This is a genomic window from Nocardia cyriacigeorgica GUH-2, from assembly GCF_000284035.1.
GTDB classification, from domain to species: Bacteria; Actinomycetota; Actinomycetes; order Mycobacteriales; family Mycobacteriaceae; genus Nocardia; species Nocardia cyriacigeorgica_B.
On sequence record NC_016887.1, the window covers coordinates 5,024,169 to 5,043,914 of the forward strand.

Below are 19,746 nucleotides of genomic sequence, written 5' to 3' on the forward strand. Positions count from 1 at the left end.
GCGACGCGGATCACACCGGTCCGGCCCCGTCCGCGGCCCAGGTGTGCACCGACCCCTGCCTGCCGAATGAGACAATTGCCCGCGTAAGTACGAGCCAAGGAGGCACACCGCTATGACGGCATCTTCGCCCGCCCCGAGCCGCCGCGAGGCGCCCGACCGCAACCTCGCACTGGAACTGGTCCGGGTCACCGAGGCAGGTGCCATGGCCGCGGGCCGCTGGGTCGGCCGCGGTGACAAGGAGGGCGGCGACGGCGCGGCCGTCGATGCCATGCGCCAGCTGGTCAGCTCGGTATCCATGCGCGGCATCGTGGTCATCGGCGAGGGCGAGAAGGACGAAGCGCCCATGCTCTACAACGGTGAGCTGGTCGGCAACGGCGACGGCCCCGAGGTCGACTTCGCCGTCGACCCGATCGACGGCACCACGCTGATGTCGAAGGGCTCCCCCGGCGCCATCTCGGTACTCGCGGTGGCCGAGCGCGGCGCCATGTTCGATCCGTCCGCGGTGTTCTACATGCACAAGATCGCCGTCGGCCCCGACGCGGCCGGTGTGATCGATATCGCGGCCCCCATCGCCGACAACATCCGCAAGGTCGCCAAGGCCAAGAACTCCTCGGTCTCCGACCTCACCGTCTGCATCCTGGACCGCCCGCGCCACGCCGAGCTCATCCAGCAGGTCCGCGACGCCGGCGCCCGCATCCGCCTCATCTCCGACGGTGACGTGGCCGGTGCCATCGCCGCCGCCCGCCCCGATTCCGGCACCGACATCCTCGTCGGCATCGGCGGCACGCCCGAGGGCATCATCGCCGCCGCCGCGATGCGCTGTATGGGCGGCGAATTGCAGGGCATGCTCGCCCCCAAGGACGACGAGGAACGCCAGAAGGCCATCGACGCCGGCCACGACCTGGACCGTGTGCTCACCACTGAAGACCTGGTCTCCGGCGAGAACGTCTTCTTCTGCGCCACCGGCGTCACCGACGGCGATCTGCTGCGCGGCGTGCGCTACTACGGCGGCGGCGCCTCCACCCAGTCGATCGTCATGCGGTCGAAGTCCGGCACGGTGCGCATGATCGACGCCTACCACCGGCTGACCAAGCTGCGCGAGTACTCCTCGGTCGACTTCCACGGCGACGACGACGCCAACCCGCCGCTGCCGTGATCTGACGCGTCGAATCACGATGCCGCGGGCTCCATTCGAGATCGGAGCCCGCGGCATTTCGTGTTTCAGAGCCGCTTGTTCGCGTCAGTTACCGCGCAGCATGTGTTCTACTCCACACTCTCGCGGGTAATATCCGCGTGGATACCAGCTCAGTAATGGTCAAGCGATCAGTTCACTTGTTCGCCAAGGCATTGCTGAGCTTCGGCTCCGGTTCGCGTGTGGCTTCACCGCAGCGTTGCGGGAGCCCGCGTGGCCACTCTCGAGAGGATGGACATGCACCACTTCGCTCGACGTACCGCCGGATTCACCATGGCGATCGCCGCCTCGGGCCTGCTCGTGGCCGGCTGCGGCGACGATTCCGATACCAGCGATCAGATCGGCAGCAAGATCGGCAGTGTCACCGCCCAGATGGGTGAGGGCACCGCGACCGCCACCCATGCCCCCGGCGAGCACGACGCCACCGGATCCCCCGGTGCCACCCCGGGCGAAACCCCCGACGGCACCGCCACCGGAACCGCCACCGGAACCGAGACCCCGGGCGCGATGGGCGAGACGAAGATCAACACCCCGGACGGCGAGGTCACCATCTCCGGTGTCATCTACTCCAAGTACGTCGAGACCGGTGGCCCGGACAGCCCGCTCGGCATGCCCGAAGACCCTGAGGAGACCGGCCCGAACGGCGGCCGCTACCAGGACTTCGAGGGCGGCACCATCTACTGGAGCCAGGATTCCGGCGCCCACATCGTGTGGGGCGATATCCGGGAGACCTGGGAGGAGAACGGCGGCGCCAACGGCAAGCTCGGCTACCCCGTCACCGATGAGGAAACCCTGCCCGACGGCAGCAAGAAGAGCGAGTTCACCGGCGGCACCATCACCTGGATGAACGGCCAGACCACCGTCACCGAGAAGTAGTCATCGGCTCGGGCCGGGCGCACCGGGGCCATCCGGCGCGCCCGGCCGATCCGCGTGCGCGGCCGCATCGGCACCCGAGCAGCGCGCGATACCCCCACACTCCCCCACGTGATCCACACAACGGCTAGGTTGGTGCGGTGCAAACCCTCTTGACCGACCGCGAACTGCTCGAGTCGCTCGCGGTGGAGGTGGAACTGAACCTGCGCCGCCACGTCGAGGCGGCCGACGGCTGGCAGCCGCACGATTACGTGCCGTGGGACGACGGCCGCAATTTCGGCTTCCTCGGTGGCATCGACTGGGAGCCGGACCAGTCCGAGCTGGGTGAGGTGGCCAAGCTGGCACTCACCGTCAGCGTCCTCATCGCCGACAACCTGCCCTCCTATCACCGCGAGATCGGCAAGTACCTGCGCACGGGTGCCTGGTGGCGGTGGGTCGGCCGGTGGACGGCCGAGGAGAACCGGCACGAGATCATGATCCGCAACTACCTGATGGTGACCCGCGCGGTCGATCCGGTGGAGCTGGAGCGGCTGCGCATGGATCACATGACCAAGGGTTTCCGCCGCCCGCCGCTGCATCTGCTGGACGTGCTGGCCAATGCCGCCTTCGAGGAGGCCGCCTCGGCGCTGCGGCACCGCAATACCGCCGCGTTGAACGAGAACCCGATCGTCACCGCCATCAGCGAGCGCATCGCCGTCGACGACGAACTGCAAGCGGAGTTCTTCGCCAACCTGATCGCCGCCGCCTTCGACCAGGTGCCCGATCAGGCCATGCGCGCGGTGGCCGACATGATCGCGGCGTTCCACGTCCCGACCGTCACCCTGCCCGACGGCCGCAGCAGCGACGAGGTGCTGGCCGAGGCCGGCATCTACGATCCGGCCAAGGAGGGCGAACTGGTCTTCGCTCCGCTGTTGCAGCGCTGGAACGTCTTCACCCGCACCGATCTGGGTGAGGCAGGCGAAGCGGCCCGCGCCGAGCTCGCGCACCTGCGCGGCTGACTGCGTTTCACCGCCTGATCAGCGGTAATTACCGATATCGTTGACCGGTTCGATGCACATTCGCTCAACGGGAAGAAGGTGAGAGTCATGGTCCTGGATCTGGTAGCTGCACTTCTCAACTTCGTCAGCGACATCATCACGATCTCGGCCGAATGACGGCAGCGGCCCGTTCGATGGTTCTCGCCATCGAACGGGCCGTTTCGGCTCTGCGCCCTGCTACTTCTTCTCGTCGACCTTCGCCATCGCCAGCACATCCAGGCGGCGATCCAGCTCCTCTTCGGTGAGCTTGTCGCCGATCAGCCCTCGATCGATCACGGTCTGGCGGATCGTCTTCTTCTCCTTCAGCGCTTCCTTGGCCACCGCGGCCGCCTCCTCGTAGCCGATGGCCGAGTTCAACGGCGTGACGATCGACGGCGAGGATTCGGCCAGCGTGCGCAGATGCTCCTCGTTGGCCACCAGCCCCCGCACACAACGGTCGGCGAACAGCCGGGACACATTGGCCAGCAGGCGAATCGACTCGAGCAGGTTGCGCGCCATCACCGGGATGTAGACGTTGAGCTCGAAATGCCCGTTCGCCCCGCCGAACGCGACAGCCGCGTCGTTGCCGATCACCTGCGCCGCCACCTGGGTAACCGCCTCGGGCAGTACCGGATTCACCTTGCCGGGCATGATCGAGCTGCCCGGTTGCAGGTCGGGCAGCTGGATCTCGGCCAGGCCGGTGAGCGGGCCCGAACCCATCCAGCGGATATCGTTAGCGATCTTGGTCAGGCTCACGGCGATGGTGCGCAGCGCACCCGACGCCTCCACCAATCCGTCGCGCGCGGCCTGGGCCTCGAAGTGGTCCTCGGCTTCGCGCAGCGCGTCGATGCCGGTGCTGCGCACCAGTTCCGCGACGACCAGTCCGCCGAAGCCGTCCGGCGCGTTGAGTCCGGTGCCGACGGCGGTGCCGCCGATGGGCAGCTCACCCAGCCGCGGCAGCGTCGCCATGATCCGGTCGATACCGGCGGCGACCTGGCGGGTGTAGCCGCCGAATTCCTGGCCGAGGGTCACCGGAACCGCGTCCATCAGGTGGGTGCGGCCGGATTTGACCACGGTCTTCCACTCGGTGGACTTGTCCAGCAGCGCCAGCCGCAGATGATCCAGCGCGGGCACCAGATCCGCGATGACGGCCTCGGTCGCGGCCAGGTGGGTGGCGGTCGGGAAGGTGTCGTTGGACGACTGCGACATGTTGACGTCGTCGTTGGGGTGCACCTCCACCCCGCGCGCCTTGGCGATCGAGGCGATGACCTCGTTGGCGTTCATATTGGAGCTGGTGCCCGAACCGGTCTGGAAGACGTCGATCGGGAACTGGTCGTCGTGGCGGCCCTCGGCGATCTCGGTGGCGGCGGCGATGATCGCGTCGGCCTTGGTGGCATCCAGCAGGCCGAGGTCGCGATTGACCTTCGCGCACGCGGCCTTGAGCAGCCCGAGCGCGCGGATCTGCGCCCGTTCCAGCCCGCGACCGCTGATCGGGAAGTTCTGCACGGCGCGCTGGGTCTGCGCCCGCCACAGGGCGTCCACCGGAACGCGGACCTCACCCATGGTGTCGTGTTCGATGCGGTACTCGGTCTGGTCGCTTCGCTCACTCATAGTCCGACCATAGGCCCGACCCGGCGTGCGTGGGGACGCCACGCCTGACGCTTATCTCACAGGGCTCGGCGCCCGTCGGAAGGAATAGCGGCGACCGGAAACGACAGACCCCCGGACCGCGCCGGTCCGGGGGTCCGCGCTATTTCGGTCAGGCGTTGGGCCCGTACTCCTCCAGCATCTCCGTCACCAGCGCCGCGATCGGCGAACGCTCACTGCGGGTGAGCGTGACGTGCGCGAACAGCGGATGACCCTTCAGCTTCTCGATCACCGCCGCGACGCCGTCGTGACGGCCGACGCGCAGATTGTCGCGCTGGGCGACATCGTGGGTGAGCACCACCCGTGACCCGGTGCCCAACCGGCTCAGCACCGTCAGCAAGACGTTGCGTTCCAGCGACTGCGCCTCGTCGACGATGACGAACGAATCGTGTAGCGACCGGCCGCGAATGTGGGTCAGCGGCAACACTTCCAGCATGTCACGGCTGAGCACCTCCTCCATCACCTCACGACTGGCCAGCCCGTCGAGGGTGTCGAAGACCGCCTGCGCCCACGGCCCCATCTTCTCGCTCTCGGTGCCGGGCAGGTAGCCCAGTTCCTGGCCGCCGACCGCGTACAGCGGGCGGAACACCACCACCTTGCGCTGGGTGCGCCGCTCCAGCACCGCCTCCAGGCCGGCGGTCAACGCCAGCGCCGACTTGCCCGTGCCCGCGCGTCCGCCCAGCGAGACGATGCCCACGCTCTCATCCAGCAGCAGATCGAGGGCGATGCGCTGTTCGGCCGAGCGCCCGTGCAGCCCGAACGCCTCGCGCTCGCGCACCAGCTGCACCCGCTTGTCCGGGGTGACCCGGCCGAGTGCGCTGGAGCTGGTGCCCAGCAGCCGGATTCCGGTGTGGCAGGGCAGTTCCCGTGCCTCGTCGAGGTCGATGACGCCCTCGCTGTAGAGCTCGTCCACCCGGTCGGTGGTGACGTCGAGTTCCACCATGCCGGTCCAACCGGAGGTGACCACATCCTGTGCGTGGTACTCGTCGGCCTGCAATCCCACCGAACTCGCCTTGACCCGCAACGGAATGTCCTTCGATACCAGCACCACCGTGTGGCCGTCGGCGGCGAGATTGAGCGCGCAGGCCAGGATGCGGGAATCGTTGGTGTCGGTGCGGAACCCGACCGGTAGCACGGTCGGGTCGGTGTGGTTCAGCTCCACCTGGAGCGTTCCGCCCTCGGTGCCGATCGGCAGCGGCTCGTCGAGCCTGCCGTGCTGCACGCGCAGGTCGTCGAGCATGCGCAGCGCCTCACGGGCGAACCAGCCGAGCTCGTGGTGATGCCGTTTGCCTTCGAGTTCGCTGATCACCACCAGCGGCAGCACCACGTGGTGCTCACCGAAGCGGGTGACCGACCAGGGATCCGATAGCAGGACCGAGGTGTCGACGACAAAGGTTTTGGTGCCTTTCTTGACGGTGCGAGAGTTCGCCGAGGGGGCGGAAACGGAGCGTGTTGTAGTCACGGTGGGCTCCTTTGTGTCTGCGCGGCACCCGCATCAGACAATCTCGCTGGACCGGTCCGTCCTGAGGGATCCGACGCTGGCGTCAGATGCCACGAGGGCCGGGTGCCGGCCCCCTCGTACTGAATGGCTCAGTCACGGTCAGGACCTCCCGCGCGAGCCACAACGACGCGACCCGCATCCACGACGCTACCGGCTGTGCCCGGGTGCGCGCTCGGGGAACGACAGGCGTGTCGGTGAATTCGTCGTTAACGCGGCGCCGACGCGAACTATCAGAGCTGGTCAGACTACATTTCGGGGTGACGCGACGGCGCGCGTGCCGATCACGGCGCGCGGCTGCGGCGAAGTTGCTCGGCCCCAGATCTGCGACGTACGTGCCCACGCGGCGCGCGCGGATTAGAGTCGCGTTATGGCCGGTAACGACGATCTCCAGCAGCTGTCGTCCAAGGAACTGCACGACCGCGCGGTCAGGCTGGCCGTGCGCCGCGGCGACATCAAATTCCTGTGGAACCTGCTCACCCGCATCCCCGCCGCCGAGGCCACCGCGGGCAAGGTCGGTGAGAGCGAAGCCGACATCAAATGGGTGCTGCCGCTGATCGACGACTACGTGCACGCCGGCGACGGCGACCTGGCCGAGGCGCTGCGCCCGTTCTACCTCGACTACCTCGTCAAGCACTCCTGAGCCCGCCCCGATTCGGTAACCGCTCACCGGGACGTGCCCAACCTGTTGCCAACCATCCCGGTCGATACTCGATGTCGACGTCCACACGATGGGCCATCGACAACTGAACCCGACCCGCCCGTGTGGAAGACCTCCCGAACTTTCCCGCCCCGCCAACGACGCCGGGGACCGGCCGCCAACGAAGTCGGCACGGAGAGGGTCAGTGCACGCTCGGCTCGATTCGGCAGATCGCATCCAATGGGCGCGACCTGCCGAATCGAGGCCGCCGAGTCAGCCGACCGGCGCGAACCCGCTGATGGTGCGGGCCAATTGCTGTGTCGCGGCAACGTATTCACCGGCCAACCGGTCCACCAGGCCGGCCACCGGTACGACCGCACGCACGGCGCCGATGCCCTGGCCGGAGCCCCAGATGTCGCGCCAGGCCTTGGCGTCGGTATTGCCGCCGGACCCGAAGTCCATCGTCGACGGGTCGGATTCGCCCAGGTCGTCGGGGTCGAGCCCGGCGGCGACGATACTGCCACGCAGATAGTTGCCGTGCACGCCGGTGAACAGGTTGGTGTACACGATGTCGGCCGCCGCCGACTGCACGATCTCGGCCTTGTACGCCTCGACGGCGTCGGCCTCGTCGGTGGCGATGAACGCCGAGCCGATGTAGGCGAGGTCGGCGCCCGCCGCCTGCGCACCCAGCACCGACCGGCCGTGCGCGATCGCACCGGACAGCAGCAGCGGCCCGTCGAACCATGCCCTGATCTCGTTGATCAGCGCGAACGGCGACAGCGCGCCCGCATGCCCACCGGCGCCGGCCGCCACCGCGATCAGGCCGTCGCAACCGCTGCCGATCGCCTTGCGGGCGAACCGGTCGTTGATCACGTCGTGCAGCACGATGCCGCCGTAGGAGTGCACCGCCTCGATGACGTCGTCGCGCAGGCCCAGCGAGGTGATGACGATCGGCACCCGGTAGTCGACGATCGCGGCGAGGTCCTCGGCGAGCCGGTCGTTGGACCGGTGCACGATGAGGTTGGCCGCATAGGACGCGGCCGGCGCTTCCGGATGACGCTCGTCGTGTTCGGCCAGCGCCATGGTGATCTCGTCGAGCCAGCCGCGCAGGATCTCGGTCGAGCGCGCGTTCAGGGTGGGGAACGCGCCGACGACGCCCGCGGTGGACTGTGCGATCACCAGCTTCGGCTTCGAGATGAGGAACATGGGCGCGGCCACGGCGGGCAGGCGCAGGTTGCGGGTCAGCACTGGTGGCAGGGGCACGTTTTCTCCTGTTGTCGAGGTGAGCGCGGGTTCGCGCGGTCCGGTCCCGCTGGTACCGGAAGGTCAGTGGGCCGGAATGACGGTGGCGCCGCGAACCTGCTTGCCCGCGGGCAAGAATCGGCCCGGACCCCAGGTCTTGCCGAGCCCGTCGGCGAAGCGGCCCTCGCGATAGACCACCCGTCCGTTGACGATGGTCGCGCGCACGGCCTCACCGCGGTTGACCATTCGGCGCAGCCCGCCGTACTCGGGCATCTCCTGTTCGGCCAGCCCGTGCACCGACTGGTCGAGCCGATTCGGGTCCACGATCGCGATGTCGGCGCGGTCGCCGACCCGCAGCCGGCCGGCGTCGAGGTTGTACCAGTCGGCCAGTTCACCGGTCAGCCGGTGCACCGCCCGGTCGAGGGTGAGGAACGGCTTGCGTTTGCCCTGAGCCGATTTCACGCGCTCGAGCAGCCGCAGGTGATAGTTGTAGAACGCCATATTGCGCAGGTGCGCGCCCGCGTCGCCGAAGCCCATGTGCACATGCTTGTTGGCGGCGAGCTTGTCCAGGTGCTTGGGGCGGTGATTGGCGATCGTGGTGCGCCAGCGGAGTTTCGGACCGTACTCGAGCACCAGGTCGAGGAAGGCATCGACCGGGTGCACGCCGCGCTCGTCGGCGATCTGGCCGAAACTCTTGGCCACCAGGGTCGAGTCGGGGCATTCGACGATGGTGGCGTCGTAGAGGTTGCGGTGCCAGATCTTGGGCGAGAGCTTGTTCTGGTAGTCGCGGCGGAACCAGCGCCGGTACTCCTCGGACCTCAGCAGCTCATTGCGCTCGACCTGGTCCTTGATGTCCAAAGCCGCCGCGCCCGAACCGAATTCCTCGAAGACCACCAGGTCGATGCCGTCGGCGTAGACGGTGAACGGCACCGGCAGGTGCTGCCATTGGAAGCGCCCTTTGAGCAGCCGGTTGATGATCGGGGCGCCGTACATCATGAAGTAGACGATCGGCGGATAGGCCTTGGAGTCGGCCGCCGCGAGCAGCGACACCTTGAGCCGCTTCTTGCGGAACCGGCCGCTGGCCGCGAGGAAGAATTTCGGCAGATTGGGAGTCAGCGAGATCTGCGGGGTGCTCTGCAAGATCCGGTCCCGCGCGCGCAGCACGGTGTTCAGCGCCCGGAATTCGCGGCCCTTGACGAAGGTCGACGGCAGCGACCGCGAGCGGTAGAGGTCGCCGTCGAGCTTGTCGATCCAGTTGGTGGTCGCCGAGAGCCCGAGGAAACCCGCGTCCAGCGCACCGTCGAGGATCGCGACCATCCGGTCGATCTCGGCGGCGGTGGGGCGCACCTGATCGTCGACGGCGCGGTCCATGCCCATGACGTGGATCCGCATATCCGAATGGCCGAGGAACGCCGCGATATTGAGGCCGAGGTCGAGTTCGTCGATCGCCTTGGCGTATTCGCCCGGACTCGACCAGGTGCGGTGGGTCTCGAGCACCCTGATGACGGCTTCACGGGGCACGGCCTCGACCCGGCTGAAGATATCGGCGCACTCTTCGTTGCTCGCCAAAATGGTTGTCAGCGAGCAGTTGCCGATGATCGCGGTGGTCACGCCGTGGCGCATGGATTCGGTGAGCGCGGGTGAGCAGAGCATTTCGGCGTCGTAGTGGGTGTGCACGTCGACGAAGCCCGGTAGCACCCACTGCCCGGTCGCGTCGATGACCTCGTCGGCCTCGGCGGCGTCCAGCGGGGCCGAGCTGATCTCGACCACTTCGCCGTCACGGACCCCGAGGTCGGCCGTGCGCGGCGCCGCGCCGGTTCCGTCGAACCAGATCCCGTTCTTGATGAGCAGCTCGTATCGGCTCACATGAACTCCTTCTCAGTGCATTCGACAGCGCACGGCGCATAGGTTCCGCGAGGCGTTTCCCTTCGGCGCGATACACCCGTTCTACCTGCGGTATCTAGATCAAGAACTTGACGTGTACCGCAAGTAACACGTAAAACCATGCACTAATGCATGCCGAAATGCAACATCGGACCGCGGTCGTCTTCGCGTCGCGTCCGCTCTGTCACACACCCGCAGGAGGTGCGCGTTGTCCGATCCGATCATCCGGCGCTTCGGCTTCGATGCCGTCGAGATCGAAGCGCTGACCTGGGGCGATCCGGGCGATCCGGCCGCCATCCTGGTGCACGGGTTCCCCGACAGCGCCTGGACCTGGGACGTCGTCGGTCCCGCGCTGGCCGCCGAAGGCCGCTACGTCGTCGCGCCGTTCACCCGGGGATACGCGCCCAGTTCGCTGGCCCGAGACGACGACTACTCGCTCGGCTCGCTGGTCGCCGACATCGTCGATCTGCACGGCGCCATCGGGGCCGACTCCCGGACGATCCTGGTCGGCCACGACTGGGGCGGCGCGATCGCCAGTGCCACCTCGAGCAGTCATCCGGAACTGTTCGATCGCGTCGTGCTGATCGCCATTCCGCCGCTGCCCACCATCGTGAATCTGTTCCGGCCGGCCCGGCTGCCGGCCAACCTGCCGACGCTGCTGCGCCAGGCGCCGCGCAGTTGGTACATGACGGTCGTGTCCACGCCGTGGCTGTCCGAGCGTATCGGCCGCCGGCTCGTCACCACACTGTGGCGGCTGTGGGCGCCGGGCGCCGACGTCGGCGAGTATCAGCGCCGTGGCCTGGAAGCGCTGGGGAGCCGGAAGCGGCTGCGCGCGGCGTTCAGCTATTACCGCGCCGTCTGGAACCCCTGGTACCGCCGCACCCGGGCGCACCGCAAAGAGCAACGCTTCGCCTTCGATTCGCCGCGCAACCCCACGCTCTTCCTCCAAGGCGCCGCCGACACCTGCGGCCTGGAACGCACCGGAGCGCGGGCGCTGGAGGATCTGCCGCCGGGCAGCCGCCGCGTCGTCGTGCCCGGCGCCGGCCATTTCGCCCACCTCGAAGCCCGGTACCTACTCGGCAAGTTGCTGGGACCGCGGACTTTCCGCAATCCGCGCCGGACCGAACAACATCTGATCAACCGCCTGGCCATCACCGCCGCGCTGGAGAACTTCACCGCGTTCCTCGGCCATTTCGTGCTCAATTGCAGCTGGGACCGATACGGCGCCGATCCGGATATGACCGCGATCTTCCGCTGGCACGGCGCCGAGGAGATGGAGCACCGCACGGTGGCCCATGACGTCGCGGAGTACTTCGACCCGCGCTACTGGCGCCGGGTGCAGACGATGCTGGTGGTCTTTCCGCTGACCGTCTGGATTTCCAGCCGATTCGTCTGGTACCTGGTCAAGAACGACCCGAACGCACCGCGCTCTCGGCTGCGGGTGCTGTACGAGGTGATCCGGGCGGGCCGTCTCGGCCTGCTGCCCACCGCGCGCACCGTGTTCGGGTCGGCGTTCGACTATCTGAAACCGGGCTTCCGGCCCGATGCAACCGGATCGATGGCACAGGCACTGTCCTTTCTGGCGACCGTCGAGACCCGCGCGAAAGCCGCATAGGAGCCACCGATGTCCACCGAATCCCGGACTGCCGACGTCCCGGCACACGCGCACGGCAGATTTCGGCGCGACCCGCTGCTGCGGATACTGCGGACCGGCTATGACGCGCTCACCTGGGTACACCAGTTCGTGCCGCAGCCGCCGCCGCGCATCGGCGCTCGCGAGTTCTTCGACGTGGTCGTGGCCGCCCGCGAGGTCGTCGCCCGCGACGAGAACGTCGTCGCCCTCACCTTCGCCGGCCGCGACGGACATCCGCTGCCGTCGTGGTCGGCGGGCGCGCACATCGATCTGCGGCTGCCGTCGGGGACGATTCGCCAGTACTCGCTGTGCGGTGACGCCGGAAACCGCCACGTCTACCGGATCGCCGTGCGGCTGATCCCGGACGGGCGGGGCGGCTCGGCCGAAGTGCACAGCGCGTTGCAGGTCGGATCGGTGGTCCAGATCAGCTTGCCCCGCAACGCTTTCCCGCTCGCCGTCGGCGGCTACAACCAGCCGACCGATTCGGTCCGGTTCATCGCGGGCGGTATCGGCATCACCCCGATCCTGCCGATGCTCGATGTGCTCGACCGGCTGGCCATTGCCTGGACGATGATCTACTGCGGCCGCACCCGCGCATCGATCGCCTTCGTCGACGAGCTGGCCCGCTACGGCGACCGCATCACCGTCCACTGTGACGACGAGGACGGCTTGGCCACCGCCGAGATGCTGCTCGGTGAACTCACCGGCTCGCCCGCGGTCTACACCTGCGGACCGCCGCCGATGATCGCCAAGCTCAGCGAGGCCCTGGCCGACCGGCCCGACGTGGAATTCCACTACGAGCGTTTCTCGGCCGCCCCGGTGGTCGACGGCAAGGAGTTCGACCTGCGTTTCGCGCACACCGGCGAGGTGGTCACCGTGGCGGCCGATCGCACCGCGCTCGCGGCGATCCTGGACGTCCGGCCCGATGCGACGTTCTCCTGTCAGCAGGGCTTCTGCCGGTCCTGCGCGGTGCGCGTGATCGACGGCGTACCCGAGCATCGGTCGACCGCGTTGTCGCCGGAGGAACTGGAGGCGGGATACTTTCTCCCATGCGTTTCACGTTCGGACGGACCGCTCACGCTCGACCTGTAGGCCGGCGATGACTGCGCGTGCGCGGGCCGCGGCCGGGCCGGGGCGCCGACAGCCGCAGAACGAGAACGGTGTGGCCACCCATCAGCGCATCCTCGACGCGGCCCTGGATGTGCTGGCCACCCGCGGCTGGCGCCACGCCAGCGTGGCCGAGGTGGCCGAACGCGCCGGCGTGACCCGCGGGGCGGTGCAACATCATTTCAAGGACCGCGAGGGCCTGTTCACCGCGGCCGTGCAGCAGATCATGGATTCCCGGGTCCGGGAGGTGGAGAACCTCCAGCACGCCGACTACCCCGAGGGCGAGCGCACCCAGGCGATCGTGCGCACCGTGGTCGAGTTGCACCAGGGTCAGATGTTCACCGCGGCGCTCCAGTTGTGCGTCGCCGCCTCCAACGATCCGATCCTGCGCCCGCGCATCGCGGCCATGGAACTCGAGGTGGGCGCGCGCGCCTTCTGGACCCTGATCGAACTACTGCGCCTGGACGGCAACGACCGCACGGTCCGCACCACCGTGCAGGCCTTCCTGGACTCCGCGCGCGGTCTCGGCCTGGCCGGCATGCTCAACGACGACTCCCGCCGCCGCGGCTACGTCGCCGACCGCTGGGCGGAGATGCTCGACGAACTGCGCACGGACAAGCGGGACTGACACCCACGGGGTGGGCTTCACGAGCGCAGCGACTGCCGCAGGACGCGGTCGAGCATGCGTTCGGCGGTGCCGCGTCAGCCGTCGCCATTACCGCATCCGGGCGCGTACCCGCGCTGCTTCCCGGGTGAGATGGTCGCGCTCCGGGACGCTCGTGGCCGTGCTCGCGGCCACGGCGTACAGCTCGGCGGCCTGTTCGAGATCGCCCGCACGTTCGAGGAGGTAGGCGCGGACCGCGCTGTAGCGCGGCAACTCCGGATCCACTCGGCTCAGCTCCGTCAGCCCGGCCTGCGGGCCGTCGGCCTCGCCGACCGCCACGGCGCGGTTGAGTCGCACCACCGGGCTGTCGGTGAGCCGCAGCAGTTCGTCGTACCACTCGACGATCTGCACCCAGTCGGTCTCGGCGGCGCTCGGGGCGTCGGCGTGCAGGGCGGCGATGGCGGCCTGGGCCTGGTATTCGCCGAGGCGGTCACGGGCCAGCGCGGCTTGCAGAATTGCCACGCCTTCGGCGATGAGGCCGGTGTCCCAGCGGGATCGGTCCTGCTCGGCCAGCGGCACCAGCCGCCCACCCGGACCGGTGCGGGAGGCGCGCCGGGCATGGTGCAGCAGCATGAGCGCGAGCAGACCGGCGACCTCGGGTTCGTCGGTCGCGGCGGCCAGCTGACGGGTGAGGCGGATCGCCTCGGCCGCCAGGTCGACGTCGCCGCTGTAGCCCTCGTTGAACACCAGGTAGAGCACCCGCAGGACCGTCGCCAGATCGCCGGGACGATCCAACGGCAGCTGCGCGATCCGGCGCTTGGCCCGGCTGATGCGTTGTGCCATGGTCGCTTCCGGCACCAGATACGCGTTCGCGATCTGCCGTGTGGTCAGGCCGCCGACCGCGCGCAAGGTCAGGGCGACGGCCGAACCGGGCGGCAACGACGGATGCGCGCACAGGAAATACAGCCACAGCGACTCGTCGGTGCCGGACACTTCAGCCCGCGGCGGCTCGAACTCCACCGCGAGTTCCCTGCCCCGCCGCGAAGTTTCGGCGCGCGCGGCATCGAGGAACTTGCGCCAGGCTGCGGCGACCAGCCAGCCCTTCGGATCGCGCGGCGGCTCCTGCGGCCAGGTCTCCAGCGCGCGGATCAGCGCTTCCTGCACGGCGTCCTCGGCCGAGGCGAAATCCGCTCCGCGCCGGACGAGGACGCCGATCACCGCGGGCACCAGCTCCCGCAGCAGCGACTCGTTCACTCGGTGACGGTGGGCGCCGCCGTGAGCACCGGACGCAACTCGAGCCATTCCTGGATCGCCGTGCCGCCCGCACCGGGTGCCGCGGACAGCTCGGCCGCCAGCTCCAGGGCGCGCTCATAGGTGTCGACGTCGATCATCATCCAGCCGGCGATCAGGTCCTTGGTTTCGGCGAACGGACCGTCGGTGACCGGCGGGCGGCCCTGCCCGTCCGAGCGGACGAAGGTGCCCTGCGGTGCGAGCGCCTGGCTGTCGACGTATTCGCCGGTGGCTTCGAGCCGGGCGGCGAAATCCTCCATGTACTGCACGTGCGCGGTGATCTCGTCGGGGGTCCACTGGTCCATCGGCACGTCATTGGCCGGTGCCGGGGCGCCGCGGTAGTGCTTGAGCAGCAGATACTTGGCCATTGTCTTCTCCTCGCTGAAGTGTCGGTGGTCTCAGGCGCGCTGGCGTTCGGCGCGCTGCCGGACCAGTTCCTCGACCGGCGACGGCAGGGTGGTGTCGAAATCGATGAGCTTGACCCAGGTCGGGGTGATGACGATGCGGACCATGCCGTCGTAGAGCGAGCGGACCTCGGCCTCCCATTCGACGCGCTGCTCGGCGGTCATCTGGTAGCTGCCGTTCATTTGCAGGTATTCCTCCGGGATGCCGTCGACCTCGTCCAGCTCGGCGCGACCCCGGATCAGCAGGATCTTCGGCGGATGCACCTCGGTGTCGATGGTCAGCGCGACCTGCGGATTACGCCGCAACGCCACCAGTTTCGGGGCGTTCTTCGAGGTGCACAGCACGATCTGGGAGCCATTCCAGGTGAACGCGATCGGGATGTTGCGCGGGGTGCCGTCGGTGGCGACGTAGGCCAGCCGGGTGATGTCACGGGCCAGCAGTTCCTGACTGAGCGGGCGGTCGAGGATTTCGGTGATCTGATGCTGCTGCATTGCTGTCGCTCCTGTGGTCGGTGTGCTCGAGCAGCCCTCATCGGCTGCTCGTACCCCTGGGACGGAGCCCGCTCCTCATTCTCGACATCCCGGCGAAGAATTTCGGAACTTTTTTCGACGCGGTAGAACCAGCAGGTCAGCGAGGCTACTCGCGCTCGGCGAGCAGGAATTCACGGGCCGCGTCCAGGATCTGCCCGGAGAGCTCGTCGTCGCCGGTGGCGCGCGAGAGCATCAGGGCGCCGGCCATGACCGACAGCTCGACCAGGACCTGTGGGTCGGTGTCCGGCCGGTCCTCGAACTCGGCGAGCTTGCCGATCATGTTGTGGATGCCGTCGAGGTAGGCCTGGCGCAGCGGGCTCTCATCGGGCGTTCGGGCGACGTCGGCCGCGGTGGCCGCGATGCCGCAGCCGTTGGCGGGGGTGTCGCGGTGGACGATCGACAGGTAGCGCTCGATGAAGGTGCGACGGGCCGCCGGCCCGTCGGGGCTGGCGGCGCGAATGCGGTCCATCTCCTCGATCTTCTCCGCGTACGCGGCCGTGCAGGCCTGGGTGACCAGGTCTTCCTTGGATCGGAAGTGGCGGTAGAAGCCGCCGTGGGTGAGTCCGGCGGCGGCCATCAGCTCGGGCACCGTCATCGCACCGGCGCCGCGTTCGCGGACCTGGGCGGCCGCCGCGTCGAGCACCTGCTGGCGGTGCGATTGCGCCTGTTCACGGGAGGCTCGCGGCACATCGACTCCTTCCATCGGTCGGCGCGCATCTGCTGACGCGCTCGCTCGACACAGTCTTGCGCATCCGTATAGATGATGATCATAATCTAAACGAGGTCGAGCGGTGGCGCTCCCTTCCCGATCCCCTCGGGATGAGTCGAAAGAGGCGGATATGACCAGAATCGAAGGCATGGTCGCGCTGGTGACCGGCGGCGGGCGCGGACTCGGGCGCGCGTTCGTGGAGGAACTACTGCGACGCGGTGCGGCCAAGGTCTACGCGACGGCCCGGCAACCGAAACCCGTGGACGATCCGCGGGTGGTGCCGCTGGCGCTGGACGTCACCGATCCCGACTCCGTCACCGCGGCAGCGCTCGCCGCGGGCGATGTCGAGATCGTGGTCAACAATGCGGGCGCGCTACTCCCCGCACCGCTGCTGACGGCCGAAATACCCGATGTGCAGGCCACTTTCGACACCAATGTGTTCGGTCCACTGCGGGTGGCGCAGGCGTTCGCGCCGATTCTGGCCGCCCAAGGCGGGGGCGCGCTGGTCGATATCCATTCGGTGCTGTCGTGGGGTTCCGGCGCCGCGGCCTACGGCGCCTCCAAGGCCGCATTCTGGTCGCTGACCAATTCGCTGCGGCTCGAGCTGGCCGCGCAGCGCACCCAGGTCGTCGGTGTGCATCTGGGATTCGCCGATACCGAGATGGTCGCCCACCTCCCGGTCGACAAGATCGCCCCGGCCGAGGTGGCGGCGGCGGTGTTCGACGGCGTCGAGCGCGGTGAGACCGAGGTGCTCGTCGACGAGGTCTCGCGCCGGATGAAGGCGGCGCTGTCGGGGCCCGTCGAAGGTCTCGCCATCGCCATCGGCCGCTGACAACCACCCACTCCGAAAGGACGAACCACCATGCCGCTGTGGCACATCTACCATCCCGCCAACACCTATTCCGAGCAGGACAAACAGGATTTCGCCCGGGATATCACCGAGCTGTACACCAGCTTCGGCCTACCGGCGTTCTATGTCGTGGTGCTGTTCGTAGAAGTCGGCGAATCCGATTTCTACGTGGGCGGCAAGCCGTCGGGCGACACCGTGCGGATCGTCGTAGAGCATCTGGCTCGTCATCTGGACGATCCCGAGATGCGGCGCCGCTCCACCGACCGGCTCGACTCGATCATGGTCCCCTACACCCGCGACCGCGGGCTGCACTGGGAATTCCACACCTACGAATCGCCGCGTGATCTGTGGAAGATCGCCGGTCAGTTCCCGCCACCGGCCGGTAGTGAAGCCGAGAAGGCATGGGCGCGCGAGAACAAGCCGATCCCCTACTGATGCCCACACAGATCTGCCCACCGGCGCGGCAAAGCCGGTGGGCAGATCTTTTCGGTGCGCGACAACGGGCGGGCGAACCCGTTACCGCACAGGTTTATTCGAGGTCAGCACCGGTGCGCGGCGGCGGCGCCGACTCGAGCCGGGTGAATTCCTCATCCGTAAGTAACCGCGACCGGATCAGGAACCGCACACCCTCGGGCGCCTCGAGGGAGAAACCGCTGCCCCGCCCGGGAACCACATCCACGGTGAGATGAGTGTGCTTCCAATACTCGTACTGATCGGCGCTCATCCAGAACGGCGTATCGTCGGCGACCGTCCCGAGCAGCACATCCGAAGCGCCCACCCGGAATTCACCGCGCGGATAACACATCGGGGAGCTGCCGTCGCAGCAACCGCCGGACTGGTGGAACATGACCGCGCCGTGCCGCCGGATCAGGCCCTCGAGCATGTGCTGTGCCTGATCGGTGATCGCGACGCGGGCCACGTCCTCGGGCATCAGAAGAATCCGAGCTTATTCGGCGCGTAGCTGACCAGCAGGTTCTTGGTCTGCTGGTAGTGGTCGAGCATCATCGAGTGATTCTCGCGGCCGATACCCGACTTCTTGTATCCGCCGAACGCCGCGTGCGCCGGGTAGGCGTGGTAGCAGTTGGTCCACACCCGGCCCGCCTTGATCCCGCGACCCAGCCGGTAGGCGCTGTTCATATCCCGCGTCCACACGCCGGCGCCGAGACCGTAGAGGGTGTCGTTGGCCAGCTTCAACGCCTCGTCGGTGGAATCGAAGGTCGTCACCGACACCACCGGGCCGAAGATCTCCTCCTGGAAGATCCGCATATCGTTGCTGCCCTTGAACACCGTCGGCTCGATGTAGTACCCGTCCGGGAATTCCTCGACCTTGCGCGGCCCACCGCCGGTGAGCACCTCCGCACCCTCCTGGCGGCCGATGTCGATGTAGGACAGGATCTTCTCGTACTGGTCGTTGCTGGCCTGGGCGCCGATCATGGTGGCGTCGTCGAGCGGGTTGCCGCTGACGATGGCCTTGGTGCGTTCGATACACCGCGCCATGAACTCGTCGTAGATCGAGGAGTGGATCAGCGCCCGCGAGGGACAGGTGCACACCTCGCCCTGGTTCAGCGCGAACATCACGAAGCCTTCGACGGCCTTGTCCAGGAACTCGTCGTCGGCGGCCATGACGTCGGGCAGGAAGATGTTGGGGCTCTTACCGCCCAGCTCCAGCGTCACCGGGATGATGTTCTCGCTGGCGTACTGCATGATCAGCCGCCCGGTGGTGGTCTCGCCGGTGAAGGCCACCTTCGCCACCCGCGGGCTGGACGCCAGCGGCTTACCGGCTTCCACACCGAAACCGTTGACCACGTTGAGAACTCCCGGCGGCAGCAGATCCGCGATCAGCTCCACCACCTTCAGGATCGAGGCCGGGGTCTGCTCGGCGGGCTTGAGCACCACCGCGTTGCCCGCCGCCAGCGCGGGCGCCAGCTTCCAAGTTGCCATCAGGATCGGGAAGTTCCACGGGATGATCTGACCGACCACGCCGAGCGGTTCGTGGAAGTGGTAGGCGATGGTGTCGCCGTCGATCTCGCTGATCCCGCCCTCTTGGGCGCGGATGGCACCGGCGAAGTAGCGGAAGTGGTCGATGGCCAGCGGCAGGTCGGCGGCCTTGGTTTCGCGGACCGGCTTGCCGTTCTCCCAGGTCTCGGCGACGGCGAGGGCCTCGAGGTTGTCCTCCATCCGGTCGGCGATCTTGTTGAGGATATTGGCGCGTTCGGCCGCGGAGGTGGCGCCCCAGCCGTCGGCGGCGGTGTGCGCGGCATCGAGTGCGAGTTCGACGTCGGCGGCGGTCGAGCGCGCCACCTCGGTGAAGGTCTGGCCGTCCACCGGCGACGGGTTCTCGAAGTACTGTCCCTCGACCGGTGCCGTCCAGTCGCCGCCGATGAAATTGTCATAGCGGGCGGCGTAGCTGACGATGCTGCCCTCGGCACCTGGTTTCGCGTAGGTCATGACGCATGCTCCTCATCGAGTCGGCGGATAGCACGAGCAACCGTTCGTGATGTGTACCACTATCGTGATCTCTGGTTGGCAGAAGGTTGACTACCGCGCTGGCACGCCGACGCCGCAGGTCAGAAGCGCTGTGCCGGACTGGAAACGCTGTGCCGGAATAGAAGCGCAGTGACGGACC

The 19,746-nt window shown here is 67.9% G+C and carries 19 protein-coding genes; 9 read left to right on the forward strand and 10 right to left on the reverse strand.

Annotated features, from left to right (window positions below):
* Positions 1-112: 112 nt before the first annotated feature.
* From glpX to NOCYR_RS22780, 3 genes are all read left to right on the forward strand, one after another.
* Positions 113-1,156 carry a class II fructose-bisphosphatase gene (gene glpX, locus NOCYR_RS22770; protein ID WP_014352769.1) on the forward strand — a complete coding sequence of 348 codons (1,044 nt, stop codon included), beginning with the start codon at positions 113-115 and terminating at the stop codon, positions 1,154-1,156.
* A 267-nt stretch (positions 1,157-1,423) separates the two neighbouring features.
* Complete coding sequence (locus NOCYR_RS22775) at positions 1,424-2,068, forward strand: LGFP repeat-containing protein (protein WP_231855983.1); 645 nt, start codon at positions 1,424-1,426, stop codon at positions 2,066-2,068.
* 137 nt (positions 2,069-2,205) lie between these two features.
* Entirely contained in the window at positions 2,206-3,063 is an 858-nt protein-coding gene (locus tag NOCYR_RS22780; protein ID WP_014352771.1) for an acyl-ACP desaturase, read from the forward strand.
* Positions 3,064-3,279: 216 nt separating this feature from the next.
* On the opposite strand, the gene NOCYR_RS22785 is transcribed toward NOCYR_RS22780, so the two are convergent.
* Both NOCYR_RS22785 and NOCYR_RS22790 read right to left on the reverse strand, forming a co-directional pair.
* Positions 3,280-4,692, reverse strand: coding sequence for a class II fumarate hydratase (locus NOCYR_RS22785; protein WP_014352772.1), 1,413 nt, complete (start codon positions 4,690-4,692; stop codon positions 3,280-3,282).
* 148 nt (positions 4,693-4,840) lie between these two features.
* Positions 4,841-6,190 (reverse strand): PhoH family protein, encoded by a 1,350-nt coding sequence (locus NOCYR_RS22790; RefSeq protein ID WP_014352773.1) that lies wholly within the window; start codon positions 6,188-6,190, stop codon positions 4,841-4,843.
* A 406-nt stretch (positions 6,191-6,596) separates the two neighbouring features.
* Between NOCYR_RS22790 and NOCYR_RS22795 the strand changes: the two genes are divergently transcribed.
* Entirely contained in the window at positions 6,597-6,869 is a 273-nt protein-coding gene (locus NOCYR_RS22795; RefSeq protein ID WP_014352774.1) for a hypothetical protein, read from the forward strand.
* Between the two features lie 270 nt (positions 6,870-7,139).
* Here NOCYR_RS22795 and NOCYR_RS22800 read toward each other — a convergent pair whose 3' ends face one another.
* Both NOCYR_RS22800 and NOCYR_RS22805 read right to left on the reverse strand, forming a co-directional pair.
* Entirely contained in the window at positions 7,140-8,129 is a 990-nt protein-coding gene (locus NOCYR_RS22800; RefSeq protein ID WP_014352775.1) for an NAD(P)H-dependent flavin oxidoreductase, read from the reverse strand.
* A 63-nt stretch (positions 8,130-8,192) separates the two neighbouring features.
* On the reverse strand, positions 8,193-9,974 hold the full coding sequence (locus NOCYR_RS22805) for an N-acyl-D-amino-acid deacylase family protein (protein WP_014352776.1): 1,782 nt from the start codon (positions 9,972-9,974) through the stop codon (positions 8,193-8,195).
* A 226-nt stretch (positions 9,975-10,200) separates the two neighbouring features.
* Here NOCYR_RS22805 and NOCYR_RS22810 point away from each other — a divergent pair, with 226 nt between their 5' ends.
* From NOCYR_RS22810 to NOCYR_RS22820, 3 genes are read left to right on the forward strand one after another with little or no spacing between them, the layout of a single operon-like run.
* Positions 10,201-11,607, forward strand: coding sequence for an alpha/beta fold hydrolase (locus NOCYR_RS22810; RefSeq protein ID WP_014352777.1), 1,407 nt, complete (start codon positions 10,201-10,203; stop codon positions 11,605-11,607).
* A 9-nt stretch (positions 11,608-11,616) separates the two neighbouring features.
* Entirely contained in the window at positions 11,617-12,717 is a 1,101-nt protein-coding gene (locus NOCYR_RS22815) for a PDR/VanB family oxidoreductase (RefSeq protein WP_014352778.1), read from the forward strand.
* A 7-nt stretch (positions 12,718-12,724) separates the two neighbouring features.
* Entirely contained in the window at positions 12,725-13,360 is a 636-nt protein-coding gene (locus NOCYR_RS22820; RefSeq protein WP_081505491.1) for a TetR/AcrR family transcriptional regulator, read from the forward strand.
* A gap of 87 nt (positions 13,361-13,447) precedes the next feature.
* Here NOCYR_RS22820 and NOCYR_RS22825 read toward each other — a convergent pair whose 3' ends face one another.
* The 4 genes from NOCYR_RS22825 to NOCYR_RS22840 form a co-directional block, all read right to left on the reverse strand.
* Positions 13,448-14,590 carry an RNA polymerase sigma factor gene (locus NOCYR_RS22825; protein WP_014352780.1) on the reverse strand — a complete coding sequence of 381 codons (1,143 nt, stop codon included), beginning with the start codon at positions 14,588-14,590 and terminating at the stop codon, positions 13,448-13,450.
* Positions 14,587-14,994 carry a YciI family protein gene (locus NOCYR_RS22830; RefSeq protein ID WP_014352781.1) on the reverse strand — a complete coding sequence of 136 codons (408 nt, stop codon included), beginning with the start codon at positions 14,992-14,994 and terminating at the stop codon, positions 14,587-14,589. The genes NOCYR_RS22825 and NOCYR_RS22830 overlap by 4 nt, the downstream gene beginning before the upstream one ends.
* A gap of 30 nt (positions 14,995-15,024) precedes the next feature.
* Positions 15,025-15,522 (reverse strand): pyridoxamine 5'-phosphate oxidase family protein, encoded by a 498-nt coding sequence (locus NOCYR_RS22835; RefSeq protein WP_014352782.1) that lies wholly within the window; start codon positions 15,520-15,522, stop codon positions 15,025-15,027.
* 145 nt (positions 15,523-15,667) lie between these two features.
* Positions 15,668-16,249 carry a TetR/AcrR family transcriptional regulator gene (locus tag NOCYR_RS22840; RefSeq protein WP_014352783.1) on the reverse strand — a complete coding sequence of 194 codons (582 nt, stop codon included), beginning with the start codon at positions 16,247-16,249 and terminating at the stop codon, positions 15,668-15,670.
* Between the two features lie 151 nt (positions 16,250-16,400).
* Here NOCYR_RS22840 and NOCYR_RS22845 point away from each other — a divergent pair, with 151 nt between their 5' ends.
* Both NOCYR_RS22845 and NOCYR_RS22850 read left to right on the forward strand, forming a co-directional pair.
* Positions 16,401-17,102: an SDR family oxidoreductase gene (locus NOCYR_RS22845; protein ID WP_014352784.1), complete on the forward strand. Its 702-nt coding sequence runs from the start codon at positions 16,401-16,403 to the stop codon at positions 17,100-17,102.
* Positions 17,103-17,132: 30 nt separating this feature from the next.
* On the forward strand, positions 17,133-17,555 hold the full coding sequence (locus NOCYR_RS22850; protein WP_014352785.1) for a tautomerase family protein: 423 nt from the start codon (positions 17,133-17,135) through the stop codon (positions 17,553-17,555).
* Positions 17,556-17,649: 94 nt separating this feature from the next.
* Here the strand turns inward: NOCYR_RS22850 and NOCYR_RS22855 are convergent, their stop codons facing one another.
* A complete protein-coding gene (locus NOCYR_RS22855; protein ID WP_014352786.1) occupies positions 17,650-18,051 on the reverse strand; it encodes a DUF779 domain-containing protein in 402 nt (133 codons plus the stop codon).
* Positions 18,051-19,568, reverse strand: coding sequence for an aldehyde dehydrogenase (adh, locus tag NOCYR_RS22860; RefSeq protein ID WP_014352787.1), 1,518 nt, complete (start codon positions 19,566-19,568; stop codon positions 18,051-18,053). Before adh ends, NOCYR_RS22855 begins: the two co-directional genes overlap by 1 nt.
* Positions 19,569-19,746 lie beyond the last annotated feature (178 nt).

Coding starts and splice junctions, on each gene's coding strand:
- glpX (WP_014352769.1), top strand. CDS start 113: ATGACGGCATCTTCGCCCGCCCCGAGCCGCCGCGAGGCGCCCGACCGC.
- NOCYR_RS22775 (WP_231855983.1), top strand. CDS start 1,424: ATGGACATGCACCACTTCGCTCGACGTACCGCCGGATTCACCATGGCG.
- NOCYR_RS22785 (WP_014352772.1), bottom strand. CDS start 4,692: ATGAGTGAGCGAAGCGACCAGACCGAGTACCGCATCGAACACGACACC.
- NOCYR_RS22795 (WP_014352774.1), top strand. CDS start 6,597: ATGGCCGGTAACGACGATCTCCAGCAGCTGTCGTCCAAGGAACTGCAC.
- NOCYR_RS22815 (WP_014352778.1), top strand. CDS start 11,617: ATGTCCACCGAATCCCGGACTGCCGACGTCCCGGCACACGCGCACGGC.
- NOCYR_RS22820 (WP_081505491.1), top strand. CDS start 12,725: ATGACTGCGCGTGCGCGGGCCGCGGCCGGGCCGGGGCGCCGACAGCCG.
- NOCYR_RS22830 (WP_014352781.1), bottom strand. CDS start 14,994: ATGGCCAAGTATCTGCTGCTCAAGCACTACCGCGGCGCCCCGGCACCG.
- NOCYR_RS22835 (WP_014352782.1), bottom strand. CDS start 15,522: ATGCAGCAGCATCAGATCACCGAAATCCTCGACCGCCCGCTCAGTCAG.
- NOCYR_RS22845 (WP_014352784.1), top strand. CDS start 16,401: ATGACCAGAATCGAAGGCATGGTCGCGCTGGTGACCGGCGGCGGGCGC.
- NOCYR_RS22850 (WP_014352785.1), top strand. CDS start 17,133: ATGCCGCTGTGGCACATCTACCATCCCGCCAACACCTATTCCGAGCAG.
- NOCYR_RS22855 (WP_014352786.1), bottom strand. CDS start 18,051: ATGCCCGAGGACGTGGCCCGCGTCGCGATCACCGATCAGGCACAGCAC.
- adh (WP_014352787.1), bottom strand. CDS start 19,568: ATGACCTACGCGAAACCAGGTGCCGAGGGCAGCATCGTCAGCTACGCC.